Source organism: Enterococcus sp. AZ050 (assembly GCF_051715085.1).
In the GTDB taxonomy this organism is placed as follows: Bacteria; Bacillota; Bacilli; order Lactobacillales; family Enterococcaceae; genus Enterococcus; species Enterococcus faecalis.
The window spans coordinates 389,099-403,201 of record NZ_JBIOTC010000001.1 but is presented as its reverse complement, the minus strand read 5'-3'; the positions used below and the strand labels follow the sequence as shown (position 1 = coordinate 403,201).

General features: G+C 40.0%; 13 protein-coding genes. All 13 read left to right on the top strand.

Annotation, left to right across the window (positions count from 1 at the left end; all coding sequences use genetic code 11):
- Nucleotides 1–4 precede the first annotated feature (4 nt).
- Nucleotides 5–481: a signal peptidase II gene (gene lspA / locus IGJ04_RS01925; protein ID WP_002366774.1), complete on the top strand. Its 477-nt coding sequence runs from the start codon at nucleotides 5–7 to the stop codon at nucleotides 479–481.
- Nucleotides 468–1,373, top strand: a complete 906-nt coding sequence (locus IGJ04_RS01920) for an RluA family pseudouridine synthase (RefSeq protein ID WP_002371061.1) — start codon at nucleotides 468–470, stop codon at nucleotides 1,371–1,373. The genes lspA and IGJ04_RS01920 overlap by 14 nt, the downstream gene beginning before the upstream one ends.
- Nucleotides 1,374–1,711: 338 nt before the next feature.
- A complete protein-coding gene (gene pyrR, locus IGJ04_RS01915) occupies nucleotides 1,712–2,251 on the top strand; it encodes a bifunctional pyr operon transcriptional regulator/uracil phosphoribosyltransferase PyrR (protein ID WP_301280621.1) in 540 nt (179 codons plus the stop codon).
- Between the two features lie 16 nt (nucleotides 2,252–2,267).
- Complete coding sequence (locus tag IGJ04_RS01910) at nucleotides 2,268–3,548, top strand: solute carrier family 23 protein (RefSeq protein ID WP_002357410.1); 1,281 nt, start codon at nucleotides 2,268–2,270, stop codon at nucleotides 3,546–3,548.
- Nucleotides 3,549–3,561: 13 nt separating this feature from the next.
- The gene (locus IGJ04_RS01905; protein WP_002357411.1) at nucleotides 3,562–4,488 is read left to right on the top strand and encodes an aspartate carbamoyltransferase catalytic subunit; all 927 of its coding nucleotides are present in this window, start codon (nucleotides 3,562–3,564) and stop codon (nucleotides 4,486–4,488) included.
- A gap of 8 nt (nucleotides 4,489–4,496) precedes the next feature.
- Entirely contained in the window at nucleotides 4,497–5,780 is a 1,284-nt protein-coding gene (locus tag IGJ04_RS01900) for a dihydroorotase (RefSeq protein ID WP_016618342.1), read from the top strand.
- A 2-nt stretch (nucleotides 5,781–5,782) separates the two neighbouring features.
- On the top strand, nucleotides 5,783–6,862 hold the full coding sequence (locus IGJ04_RS01895; RefSeq protein ID WP_002360175.1) for a carbamoyl phosphate synthase small subunit: 1,080 nt from the start codon (nucleotides 5,783–5,785) through the stop codon (nucleotides 6,860–6,862).
- Nucleotides 6,862–10,044: a carbamoyl-phosphate synthase large subunit gene (carB, locus tag IGJ04_RS01890; RefSeq protein ID WP_438839835.1), complete on the top strand. Its 3,183-nt coding sequence runs from the start codon at nucleotides 6,862–6,864 to the stop codon at nucleotides 10,042–10,044. Before IGJ04_RS01895 ends, carB begins: the two co-directional genes overlap by 1 nt.
- Nucleotides 10,045–10,151: 107 nt before the next feature.
- Entirely contained in the window at nucleotides 10,152–10,943 is a 792-nt protein-coding gene (locus tag IGJ04_RS01885) for a dihydroorotate dehydrogenase electron transfer subunit (RefSeq protein ID WP_002365731.1), read from the top strand.
- Nucleotides 10,940–11,878 (top strand): dihydroorotate dehydrogenase, encoded by a 939-nt coding sequence (locus IGJ04_RS01880; protein WP_002409453.1) that lies wholly within the window; start codon nucleotides 10,940–10,942, stop codon nucleotides 11,876–11,878. The genes IGJ04_RS01885 and IGJ04_RS01880 overlap by 4 nt, the downstream gene beginning before the upstream one ends.
- On the top strand, nucleotides 11,868–12,581 hold the full coding sequence (pyrF, locus tag IGJ04_RS01875) for an orotidine-5'-phosphate decarboxylase (protein ID WP_002357417.1): 714 nt from the start codon (nucleotides 11,868–11,870) through the stop codon (nucleotides 12,579–12,581). Before IGJ04_RS01880 ends, pyrF begins: the two co-directional genes overlap by 11 nt.
- A gap of 1 nt (nucleotide 12,582) precedes the next feature.
- Nucleotides 12,583–13,215 carry an orotate phosphoribosyltransferase gene (gene pyrE, locus IGJ04_RS01870; protein ID WP_002357418.1) on the top strand — a complete coding sequence of 211 codons (633 nt, stop codon included), beginning with the start codon at nucleotides 12,583–12,585 and terminating at the stop codon, nucleotides 13,213–13,215.
- A gap of 170 nt (nucleotides 13,216–13,385) precedes the next feature.
- A complete protein-coding gene (locus IGJ04_RS01865; RefSeq protein WP_002382382.1) occupies nucleotides 13,386–14,099 on the top strand; it encodes a carbonic anhydrase in 714 nt (237 codons plus the stop codon).
- The last annotated feature ends 4 nt before the right edge of the window (nucleotides 14,100–14,103 follow it).

Here is a 14,103-nt window from a genome sequence, read left to right as displayed (position 1 = left end):
GCGATTGTTAGTAGTATATTTTTTAATCAGTGCTTTATTAGTAGGGCTTGACCAATGGAGCAAATATTTGACGGTCCAAAACATTTCTTTGGGTGAAACAAAAGAATTCATTCCTGGATTTTTGTCGCTGACCCATTTAAGAAATACCGGAGCTGCTTGGAGCTTATTAGAAGGAAAGATGATATTCTTTTATGTCATCACAGTAATTGTTAGTGTCGTGATTATTTATTTATTAATTAAGAATTATAAAAAAAGTGTCTGGTATTCTGTAGGTTTATCTTTTGTCTTAGCAGGTGCCATTGGAAATTTTATTGATCGTGTACGTTTAGGCTACGTGGTGGACATGCTCCAAACGGATTTTATGAATTTTCCTATTTTTAATGTTGCAGATAGTACGTTAGTGGTCGGCGTTATTTGTATATTTATTTATTTGATTTTAGATGAAAAAGCAGCAAAGGAAGGCAAAAATGGAACAAATTAACGTAACGATTCAAACAGAAAAAGGCCGGATTGACAAAGTATTAAGTGAACATTTACCCAATCATTCCCGCTCGCAAATTCAACAATGGTTAAAAGAAAAACACGTAACAGTTAACGGTGAAACGGTCCGCGCAAATTACAAAGTTACAGCAGGCGATGAAATTGTTGTAACAATTCCTGAACCAGAAGTTCTAGATATGGTAGCAGAGGATATTCCTTTGACCATTGTTTATGAAGACAATGATGTGATTGTCGTCAACAAACCTCAAGGCATGGTTGTTCATCCTTCGGCAGGGCATCCCAATGGTACATTAGTGAACGCGTTACTTCATCATGCGGATCACTTATCGGCGATTAATGATGTGGTGCGACCCGGAATTGTTCATCGAATTGATAAAGATACTTCGGGGCTATTGATGGTGGCTAAAAATGATCAAGCCCATGAATCATTAGCGAAACAGCTAAAAGAAAAAACATCGTTACGCAAATACGTCGCCTTGGTCCACGGTGTTATTCCTCACGATAAGGGAGAGATAAATGCGCCTATTGGTCGTTCCAAGGTTGACCGAAAAATGCAAGCGGTCATTGAAGGCGGTAAAGAAGCAGTCACGCATTTTACTGTTTTAGAGCGTTTTGATGCATTTACCTTAGTTGAATTACAACTAGAAACAGGCCGGACACATCAAATCCGTGTTCACATGAAATATATCGGTTATCCATTAGCTGGAGATCCGTTATATGGACCGAAAAAAACATTGCCTGGCAATGGACAATTTTTACATGCGAAGTTATTAGGCTTTACACATCCTACTACAGGTGAACAATTAGTCTTTGAAGCACCTTTACCAGAAGTTTTTGAAAAAACTTTACACCAATTAAGAAATAATCATTGATTTTTTTCTGAAGAAGAGGTAAACTCTTTTTTAAGAAGAAAAATAACTAAATAACTGTAACCTTTAAGTTTAGTCCCGTGAGGCTAAGAAGGAATCATGCAAAAGAACACTAGGTGCGCTTAGTTAGTAAGTTGTGTGGGCTACGTGGTACCCTTGTACCTTTTTAAACTGTAACCAACATCCTCCTATCCTCATACGGGTAGGAGGATTTTTTGTTGGAAAAAATAACAGGACAATTTCAATAAAAATCCACTTATTTTTCAGCTGCTCAATTGAAGGAAGAATCGCTGACCCCAAGACAGCGAGGACGTAGATAAAAAAGAAATGAGGAGGAAATTATTATGCCAAAGAAAGAAGTTGTTGACGCAGTCACAATGAAACGAGCGCTTACTCGAATCTCGTATGAAATTATTGAAAGAAACAAAGGAATTCAAGACATTGTTTTAGTAGGAATTAAAACGCGTGGGATATACATTGCACAACGTCTAGCCGAACGCTTAAAACAATTAGAAGATATTGACGTGCCAGTTGGTGAATTAGATATTACTTTGTATCGTGATGATGTGAAAGATATGGAGGAACCTGAATTACATTCTTCTGACGTACCAGTCTCAATTGAAGGTAAAGAAGTTATTTTAGTAGATGATGTCTTGTACACGGGCCGGACCATTCGTGCTGCGATGGACGCTGTTATGGATTTAGGTCGTCCGAGAAAAATCTCTTTAGCAGTCTTAGTAGATCGTGGGCATCGGGAATTACCGATTCGTGCCGATTATGTAGGAAAAAATATTCCAACATCAAAAACTGAGGAAATTATTGTGGAAATGGAAGAGCGTGACGGCGCAGATCGTATTATGATCAGTAAAGGAAACGAATAAAAAGGAGTGAACAACGTTGTCAGAAAAAGAATTTCGAAATGAGGATGCAGTCTTAGATATTAAAGACAGACCGCAAGCTTTTCACTGGGTTGGCCTAAGTTTACAACATTTATTTACGATGTTTGGCGCAACGGTTTTAGTACCAATCTTAGTGGGAATTGACCCAGGGATTGCGTTAGTCAGTTCAGGATTAGGAACAATGGTCTATCTGATTACTACAAAAGGAAAAATCCCCGCTTATCTTGGCAGTAGCTTTGCTTTTATTGCAGCGATGCAGATGTTAATGAAGAGTGATGGTTATCCAGCCATTGCCCAAGGTGCTATGACAACCGGCTTGGTATACCTAATCGTTTCATTAATCATTAAAAAAATTGGTTCCGACTGGTTGGATAAAATTTTACCGCCTATCGTTGTAGGACCTGTCGTGATGGTTATCGGTTTAGGCTTGGCAGCTAATGCCGCAAATAACGCAATGTATAACAACAACGTTTATGATTTTAAATATATTGCTGTAGCCTTAATTACTTTAGGCTTAACCATTTTTTACAACATGTTTTTCAAAGGCTTTCTAGGATTAATTCCAATTCTTTTGGGAATTGTCAGTGGGTACCTAGTCGCTTTAGCTTTCGGAATTATTGACTTAACCCCTATTAAAGAAGCTGCTTGGTTTGCTTTACCGAATTTTGAAGTACCTTTTGTTCAATATGAACCGAAATTGTATTTAAATGCCATTACAACAATGGCACCAATTGCTTTTGTAACAATGACAGAACATATTGGTCATTTAATGGTCTTGAATAAATTAACCAAGCGCAACTTTTTCCAAGACCCAGGCTTATCTAAAACTTTAATGGGAGATGGCTTAGCGCAAATTGTAGCAGGTTTTGTTGGTGGACCGCCAGTTACAAGTTATGGTGAAAATATCGGCGTGCTGGCAATTACAAGAGTACACAGTGTCTTCGTGATTGGTGGAGCCGCGGTGTTCGCTGTAGCTTTAGGATTTGTTGGAAAATTAAGTGCCTTGATTCTAAGTATCCCAGGACCAGTTATTTCAGGAATTAGTTTCGTCTTGTTCGGTGTGATTGCCGCAAGTGGTTTGAAAATCTTAATCGATAATAAGATTAATTTTGATAAGAAAAAGAATTTATTGATTGCTTCAGTAATTTTAGTCATCGGCATTGGTGGCTTAGTCTTCAAAGTAGGAACCTTTGAATTGTCTTCAATGGCATTAGCAACCGTCTTAGGAATTGTTTTGAATTTAATTTTACCGGAAAACGCACGTAGCGAAGAACAGTAGGAGGACTGGACGAATGATTATTACATCTGAACGAATTAGTTTAAAACATCTTTTAACTGCTGAGGCTTTAACCGACCGTGAAGTCATGGGGTTAATCCGTCGCGCAGGAGAATTTAAACAGGGGGCAAAATGGCACCCAGAAGAACGTCAATATTTTGCAACAAACTTGTTTTTTGAAAATAGTACTCGAACACATAAAAGTTTTGAGGTAGCTGAGAAAAAATTAGGCTTAGAAGTGATTGAGTTTGAAGCAAGTAGAAGTTCTGTTCAAAAAGGAGAAACGTTATACGATACAGTACTAACGATGTCGGCAATTGGTGTAGATGTAGCAGTCATTCGTCATGGTAAAGAAAATTATTACGATGAATTGATTCAAAGTAAAACGATTCAATGTTCTATTATTAACGGTGGGGACGGGAGTGGACAACACCCTACACAATGTTTATTGGATCTGATGACTATTTATGAAGAATTTGGTGGATTTGAAGGCTTGAAAGTGGCGATTGTGGGAGATATTACACATTCTCGCGTTGCTAAATCAAATATGCAGTTATTAAACCGTTTAGGCGCTGAAATTTATTTTTCAGGTCCAGAAGAGTGGTACGATCATCAGTTTGATGTCTATGGACAATATGTGCCATTAGATGAAATTGTTGAAAAAGTCGATGTGATGATGTTGCTGCGCGTGCAGCACGAACGTCATGATGGTAAGGAAAGTTTTTCAAAAGAAGGCTATCATTTGGAATATGGTTTAACCAACGAACGGGCAACTCGTTTACAGAAACACGCAATTATTATGCATCCAGCGCCAGTCAATCGGGATGTTGAACTGGCAGATGAATTAGTGGAAAGTCTGCAATCAAGAATCGTCGCGCAAATGAGTAACGGAGTCTTTATGCGCATGGCAATTTTAGAAGCAATTTTACATGGAAAGGCCTAGGTGGAGAAATGAAGACGTTAATTAAGAATGGAAAAATCATCAAAAAAGAGAATCAATTGATTGAGGCAGCACTTTGGCTAGAAAATGGTGTGATTCACGCAATCGGGGAATCGTTTGACGAAGCAGATTTTGAGCAAGTGTTTGATGCGAACGGGCAACTAATCACGCCAGGCTTGGTCGATGTGCATGTTCACTTTAGAGAACCAGGCTTTACGTATAAAGAAACGATTAAAACGGGTAGTAAAGCTGCTGCTCGCGGTGGTTTTACTACGGTTTGCGCAATGCCCAATTTGAATCCAGTACCAGATACGGCTGAAAAATTAAGTGAGGTTTACGACTTAATTCAAAAAGATGCAGTCGTGAAAGTTTTACAATATGCCCCCATTACAGAAGAGCTACGGAGTGAAGTTTTAACCAATCAGAAGGCCTTAAAAGAAGCGGGCGCCTTTGCATTTACGAATGATGGTGTTGGTGTCCAAACGGCAGGAACGATGTACTTAGCCATGAAAGAAGCGGCTGCATTAGATATGGCACTTGTTGCGCACACGGAAGATGAATCTTTATTATTTGGTGGTGTGATGCATGAAGGAGAAGTTTCTAAGAAATTAGGCCTACCAGGGATTTTAAGTGCAACGGAAGCTTCACAAATTGCTCGGGATATTACTTTAGCAAAAGAAACAGGCGTTCATTATCATGTTTGTCATGTTTCAACAGAAGAAAGCGTGCGCGTTATTCGGGATGCTAAAAAAGCAGGGATTCACGTAACAGCCGAAGTTTCGCCACACCATTTAATTTTAGTCGATGAGGATATTCCTGGTGACGAAGGGTTTTGGAAAATGAACCCGCCATTACGTGGTTTAGCAGATCGACAAGCATTGATTGACGGTTTGTTAGATGGCACGATTGATTGTATTGCTACCGACCATGCGCCCCATGGTTTAGAAGAAAAACAACAATCATTTTTAAACGCACCTTTTGGTATTGTCGGTAGTGAAACGGCCTTCCAATTGATTTATACGAACTTTGTCGAAACAGGCATTTTCACATTAGAACAAGTGATTGATTGGATGGCAGAGAAACCGGCAGAAATTTTTGGATTAAACGCAGGAACACTAACAATTGGTGCACCAGCAGATATTGCAGTTTTTGACTTAGCAACAGCTGCACCAATTGATGCAGAAGCATTTGAATCAATGGCTGTCAATACACCATTTACAGGGTGGACAGTCAAAGGAAAGACACTTATGACATTTGTTGACGGAGCATTAGCTTGGTCGGAGGAGGCGCAGTAGGTTTGAAAAGGTTATTGATTTTAGAAGACGGAACAGTATTTGAAGGAAAAGCGTTTGGTGCAGAAGGCAATGTAGTAGGAGAAGTTGTTTTTACTACTGGCATGACAGGTTACCAAGAAGCAATTACTGACCAAAGTTTTAATGGACAAATGATTACTTTTACGTATCCATTAGTTGGAAATTACGGGGTCAACCGAGATGATTATGAATCCATTGCACCAACCTGTAAAGGTGTCATTGTTAAAGAGCATGCGCGGGTTGCTTCAAATTGGCGTCAACAAATGACCTTGGATGAATTTTTAAAGCGCAAAGGGATTCCGGGAATTTCAGGAATTGATACGCGTGCGCTGACTCGTAAGTTACGGTCAGCTGGAACAATGAAAGGGAGCATCATTGATGCCGTGGATGATTTGCCGCATGCGTTTGATCAATTAAAAGCGACAGTCATGCCGAAAAATCAAGTGGCACAAGTCTCCACCACTAAGCCTTATCCGAGTCCAGGTATTGGGCGTAATGTGGTCGTCGTTGATTTTGGGTTGAAACATAGTATTTTGCGAGAATTATCAAAACGGCAATGCAACTTAACCGTGTTGCCTTATAATACAACGGCCGAAGAGATTTTAGAATTAAGTCCCGATGGTGTCATGTTGACAAATGGGCCTGGAGATCCCAAAGATGTGCCTGAAGCTATTGAAATGATTCAAGCAATCCAAGGAAAAGTTCCAATTTTCGGCATCTGCTTAGGTCATCAGTTATTTTCATTAGCAAATGGTGCGGATACGTATAAGATGAAGTTTGGACATCGCGGTTTGAATCATCCTGTACGAGAAATTGCAACAGGACGCATTGATTTCACTTCACAAAACCACGGATATGCCGTAGATGAAGCAACAATTGATCCAGAAAAATTACTTGTGACCCACGTGGAAGTCAATGATGGAACGGTTGAAGGCGTGCGTCATCGAGATTATCCAGCTTTTACTGTGCAATATCACCCAGATGCGGCTCCAGGACCGCACGATGGTCTTCATTTATTTGACGAATTTATGGAATTAATGGATGCATGGAAGGAGCAAAACTAATGCCAAAACGAACGGACATCAAGAAAATCATGGTGATTGGTTCAGGACCAATCATTATTGGACAAGCAGCAGAATTTGACTATGCAGGCACACAAGCCTGTTTAGCGCTAAAAGAAGAAGGGTATGAAGTTGTCTTAGTAAACTCAAATCCAGCGACCATCATGACCGATAAAGAAATCGCGGATCATGTTTATATTGAACCGATTACTTTAGAATTTGTTTCAAGAATTTTGCGAAAAGAACGTCCTGATGCTCTTCTACCAACATTAGGTGGTCAAACTGGATTAAATATGGCGATGGAATTATCGGAATCAGGAATTTTAGACGAGCTAAATGTAGAATTGCTAGGAACAAAGCTCAGTGCGATTGACCAAGCGGAAGACCGTGATTTATTTAAACAATTGATGGAAGAATTAGAACAACCGATTCCAGAAAGTGAAATTGTCAATACGGTGGAACAAGCCGTGGCTTTTGCCAAACGAATTGGCTATCCAATTATCGTTCGTCCCGCATTTACTTTAGGTGGAACAGGCGGCGGCATGTGCGATACGGAAGAAGAACTCCGCCAAATTGCTGAAAATGGTCTGAAATTATCACCAGTTACACAATGTTTAATTGAAAAAAGTATTGCTGGTTTTAAAGAAATTGAATATGAAGTGATGCGTGATTCGGCTGATAATGCGATTGTGGTTTGTAACATGGAAAACTTTGATCCTGTCGGCATTCACACTGGGGATTCGATTGTTTTTGCTCCGAGTCAAACCCTATCAGATTATGAATACCAAATGTTACGAGATGCGTCCTTGAAAATTATTCGTGCATTAAAAATTGAAGGTGGCTGTAATGTTCAATTAGCTTTGGACCCGCATAGCTTTAATTATTATGTGATTGAAGTGAATCCTCGTGTTTCTCGCTCATCTGCACTTGCTAGTAAAGCCACAGGGTATCCCATTGCGAAGTTAGCCGCAAAAATTGCTGTTGGTTTAACATTAGATGAAATGAAAAATCCAGTTACTGGAACCACTTATGCCGAATTTGAACCGGCTTTGGACTATGTTGTTTCCAAAATTCCTCGTTGGCCTTTTGACAAATTTGAAAAAGGTGCTCGAGAACTAGGAACGCAAATGAAAGCAACCGGGGAAGTCATGGCAATTGGCCGCAATATTGAAGAATCCTTATTAAAAGCAGTTCGTTCTTTAGAAATTGGTGCTTATCACAACGAGTTAAAAGAACTAAGTCATGTCAGTGATTTAGAATTAACGAAGAAAATGGTCCATGCGCAAGATGATCGATTGTTCTACTTATCAGAAGCCATTCGCAGAGGATATAGCATCGAAGAATTACAAAGTTTAACGAAAATTGATTTATTCTTCTTGGATAAACTTTTACACATTATCGAAATTGAAACAGCCCTTGAAAGTCACGTGGACAACGTAGCTGTTTTGAAAGAAGCCAAACAAAATGGTTTTTCTGATCGGAAAATCGCAGCACTTTGGGGACAAACAGAACAAGCCATCGCTGACTTCCGCAGAGCCAATCAAATTGTGCCCGTCTATAAAATGGTGGATACGTGTGCTGCAGAGTTTGAATCACACACGCCTTATTTTTATAGCACGTATGAAGTGGAAAACGAAAGCAATGTTTCGAAAAAGCCTTCTGTACTAGTATTAGGTTCTGGTCCCATTCGCATTGGTCAAGGGGTCGAGTTTGATTATGCAACGGTTCATTCTGTCAAAGCAATCCAAGCGGCTGGTTATGAAGCAATTATTATGAATAGTAATCCTGAAACAGTTTCAACAGATTTCTCTGTTTCTGATAAATTATACTTTGAGCCATTAACTTTAGAAGACGTCATGAATGTGATTGATTTAGAAAATCCGATTGGCGTGATCGTCCAATTTGGTGGACAAACAGCGATTAATTTAGCTGAGCCGCTCACAAAACAAGGCGTTAAAATTCTTGGAACAACGATTGAAGATTTAGATCGTGCGGAAAATCGTGATTTATTTGAACAAGCTTTGCAAGAGTTAGCGATTCCTCAACCACCAGGAGATACGGCCACAAGTGCAGAAGAAGCAGTCGTGATTGCTGATCGTATCGGCTATCCCGTTTTAGTGCGTCCAAGTTATGTTTTAGGTGGTCGTGCAATGGAAATTGTCGAAAATCAAAAGGATTTGGAAGATTATATGCGACATGCAGTCAAAGCTTCTCCAGAACATCCTGTCTTGGTTGATAGCTATTTATTGGGACAAGAATGTGAAGTTGATGCCATTTGTGATGGTGAAACAGTACTAATTCCAGGGATTATGGAACATATTGAACGAGCTGGCGTTCATTCTGGTGATTCAATGGCGGTTTATCCACCGCAGTATCTTTCTCAAGAAATTCAAGCAACAATTGCCGATTATACAAAAAAACTGGCACTTGGTTTAAACTGTGTAGGTATGATGAATATTCAATTTGTTATTCATGAAAATCGTGTTTATGTGATTGAAGTGAATCCTCGTGCGAGTCGAACAGTTCCTTTCTTAAGTAAAATCACAGGGATTCCGATGGCCCAAGTTGCTACAAAAGCGATTCTTGGTGAGAAACTGACTGACCTAGGATATCAAGATGGATTATACCCTGAAAGTAAACAAGTTCATGTGAAAGCCCCTGTGTTCTCCTTTACGAAACTACAAAAAGTAGATACGTACTTAGGGCCTGAAATGAAATCAACTGGGGAAGTTATGGGTAGTGATTATTATTTAGAAAAAGCCTTGTATAAAGCCTTTGAAGCATCTGGCTTGCATTTGCCAAGTTATGGAGCTGTACTTTTCACCATTGCTGATGAAACAAAAGAAGAGGCGTTAGAAATTGCTAAGCGTTTTTCAGCAATTGGCTATAGTTTAGTCGCAACGGAAGGAACCGCTGACTTTTTAGCGAAGCATCAGTTGCCTGTTAAGAAAGTGACGAAAATTTCTAATCCTGAAGGGGAAACCGTGCTGGATGTCATTCGCAACGGGAATGCGCAAGTGGTAATCAATACTATGGATAAAAATCGTTCCAGTGCCAACCAAGATGGGTTTTCAATCCGTCGGGAAGCAGTCGAACATGGGATTCCATTGTTTACCTCACTTGACACAGCAAATGCGATTTTAAAAGTTTTAGAATCAAGAGCCTTTACGACAGAAGCCATTTAAGCAAAAATCTGGAACAATCGTCTGAGGAGGACTGTTCCAGATTCTTTTACGAAGAAATAGAAAATCATTTATAGGGGAATCAGAGAATAAAGGAGTGAAGGATACTGATGCAGAGAAAGCAAGAAATGATGACCATTGTAGCTCAAAAACAGTTAGCGCCACGGATTTATCAGTTAGACTTACAAGGCGAGTTAGTGAAAGAGATGACACGACCTGGACAGTTTGTGCATATCAAGGTTCCGCGTGCAGATTTACTTTTGCGGCGACCGATTAGCATCAACCAAATTGATCATTCGAACGAAACCTGTCGTTTGATTTATCGAGTCGAAGGCGCTGGAACGGAAGTGTTTGCCACCATGAAGGCTGGTGAACAATTAGATATTTTAGGTCCTTTAGGAAACGGCTTTGATATAACTACCGTAGCAGCTGGTCAAACTGCTTTTATCGTTGGCGGAGGAATCGGGATTCCCCCATTGTATGAATTATCAAAACAACTCAATGAAAAAGGCGTGAAAGTGATTCATTTTCTTGGTTATGCATCAAAAGAGGTTGCTTATTACCAACAAGAATTTATGGCATTAGGAGAAACACATTTTGCCACAGATGACGGCTCGTTTGGCGCTCATGGCAACGTGGGCCGTTTATTGTCAGAAGCGTTAGCAAAAGGACGGATCCCTGATGCAGTGTATGCTTGCGGTGCGAATGGTATGTTAAAAGCAATTGATTCTTTATTTCCAACACATCCACACGTTTACCTTTCTTTAGAAGAACGGATGGCCTGTGGAATTGGGGCTTGCTATGCCTGCGTTTGCCATAAAAAAGGAGACACTACTGGAGCAAAAAGTGTCAAGGTCTGTGATGAAGGTCCGATTTTTAAAGCAAGTGAGGTTATCTTATGATGAAAAATCCTTTAGCCGTTTCAATTCCAGGTTTAACATTAAAAAATCCAATTATTCCCGCCAGTGGTTGCTTTGGGTTCGGGGAAGAATATGCTAACTATTATGACCTTGATCAATTAGGTTCAATTATGATTAAGGCAACAACGCCCCAAGCACGATATGGAAATCCCACACCACGTGTAGCTGAAACACCCAGTGGTATGCTAAATGCCATTGGATTGCAAAATCCAGGTTTAGAAGTGGTAATGCAAGAAAAATTACCGAAATTAGAAAAATACCCTAACTTACCGATTATCGCAAATGTTGCAGGTGCTTGCGAAGAGGACTATGTGGCTGTTTGCGCAAAAATTGGGCAAGCGCCTAACGTCAAAGCAATTGAACTGAATATTTCCTGTCCCAATGTGAAACATGGCGGCATAGCTTTTGGTACAGATCCAGAGGTTGCTTTTCAATTAACACAAGCAGTCAAAAAAGTCGCCTCTGTTCCGATTTATGTTAAGCTATCACCAAACGTAACGGACATTGTGCCGATCGCCCAAGCAATTGAAGCAGGGGGCGCAGACGGTTTTTCTATGATTAATACATTGCTAGGGATGCGCATTGATTTAAAAACGAGAAAACCTATTTTAGCCAATCAAACTGGTGGACTATCTGGACCAGCCATTAAACCTGTTGCTATTCGCTTAATTCGACAAGTCGCCAGTGTTTCTCATTTGCCAATTATTGGAATGGGCGGTGTTCAAACAGTGGACGATGTCTTGGAAATGTTCATGGCAGGTGCTAGCGCTGTCGGGGTTGGTACGGCCAACTTTACAGATCCATATATTTGTCCGAAGTTGATTGACGGATTACCTAAGCGAATGGAAGAGTTAGGCATTGAATCGTTGGAACAATTAATTAAAGAAGTGAGAGAGGGGCAGCAAAATGCACGATAGACCAATTATTGCGTTAGATTTTCCCACGCAAAAAGAAGTGGCTGTTTTTTTAGAAAAATTTCCTAAGGAAGAAGCCTTGTTTGTTAAAGTGGGGATGGAACTTTTTTACGCAGAAGGACCAGCGATTGTTCGCTGGCTTAAAGAACAAGGACACGATGTTTTCTTGGATTTAAAATTACATGATATTCCGAATACTGTGGAAAAAGCGATGACAAATTTAGCAAAATTAGGCGTTGCCATTACCAATGTCCATGCAGCAGGGGGCGTTCGAATGATGCAAGCAGCTAAGGAAGGTCTAATCAAAGGGACTCAGCCAGGCGCTAAGGTTCCTGAGTTAATTGCTGTAACCCAGTTGACTTCTACTAGTGAAGAAGAGATGCACCATGATCAATTAATCAACGTTCCTTTAGAGACAAGTGTCATTCATTATGCTAAATGTGCGGAAAAAGCGGGTCTGGATGGCGTGGTTTGTTCAGCATTAGAAGCACGTGGTATTCAAGAAGCAACCAAGCAGACGTTTATTTGTTTAACACCTGGTATTCGTCCAGCAGGAAGTGCAGTAGGTGACCAACAACGGGTCGTTACGCCGCAACATGCTCGCGAAATCGGGTCCACATATATCGTTGTTGGCCGACCTATTACCCAAGCAGAAAATCCTTATGAAGCCTATCAAGAAATCAAAAAAGACTGGAGCGGAAAGTAACATGACAAAAGTAGCAAAAAAGATTGCCAAAGATTTATTAGATATTGAAGCGGTATTTTTAAACCCTAATGAGCCTTTTACTTGGGCTAGTGGCATAAAAAGCCCGATTTATTGTGATAACCGTATCACGATGAGTTATCCTGCTGTGCGTAAAGAAATTGCAGAAGGCTTAGCGGCAAAAATTAAAGAGACTTTCCCAGAAGTCGAAGTGATTGCTGGGACAGCTACCGCAGGGATTCCACATGCGGCATGGGTAGCCGATATTTTAGGATTACCAATGGTTTATATCCGCAGTAAAGCCAAAGATCACGGCAAAGGGAATCAAATTGAAGGCCGAATTTCTGAAGGACAAAAAATGGTAGTTATCGAGGATTTAATTTCAACAGGCGGTAGCGTGTTAGAAGCGGCAGAAGCGGCGGAACGTGAAGGAGCAACGGTTTTAGGCGTTGCGGCAATCTTCACTTATGAGTTACCCAAAGGAACGGCAAATTTTGCAGATAAACAGATGACGTTACTAACGTTAACCAATTATTCAACTTTAATTGATGCTGCATTAGAAGCAAATTATATCGAAGAAAAAGATGTTACCTTATTACAAGAATGGAAAAAAGATCCTGAAAACTGGGGCAAATAACCGTTGAACTAAAGAAGGTTCTTGTCGTCTGATTTTTAGTGTCATTTTCAGTAACCAGATTTAACGGTAGGAGAACTTAGGTCATTTGCCGAGGAGCGTAATGATCTAAGTTCTTTTGTTTGACGTAGAAAAGATGTTAGGATAGAGTTTTACCTGATTACTATGTGGAAATGAAGGAAGAGTGTATGAAAAAAATAAAAAATATGGACGTTGAATGGAGCTATACAGGCAACGATGGACCAGAACATTGGCATACGCTATGTGACTGGTTTGCAGAAGGTGCTAAGTTTGCTTATCAATCGCCAATTGCTTTAGAAAAAGAAAGTGCTGAGACAGTAAATTCTCAGATTACGTTTCATTATAAAAAAGAAGAATTCACTGAAAAGGAATTCAAAAATACGTTTCATTTTGTACCACCAAATACGGAAAGTTACGTAATGTTTGAAAATGTTGCGTATCATTTAACCGATATCCATTTTCATATGCCTAGCGAACATTTGCTATCGGGAAAGCAGTATCCGCTAGAATTCCATTTGGTTCATATGAACGATGCTGGCGAAAATTTAGTTGTCGGTTGCCTGTTTACCATCACAGAGGAAGAAAATCGTTTTTCAGAAGCGAATCATCCGATGGACTGGGAAAACGGCACGCACCAACAATGGTTTAATCCGTCAATCTTTTTACCAGAGGAGCGTCTACACTACCATTATGTAGGCTCGTTAACAACACCGCCAACTAAGGGGCCAGTGAAATGGTTTGTATTTGATACCATTCAAAAAATGGATCAAGCCTTTTTAAATAAGATCAAGGAAGGAATGTTGGCCTTTAACAATCGGCCCCTTCAGCCGTTGAATGGGCGTAAGATTTATTTTTCAAATGATTAGTGTG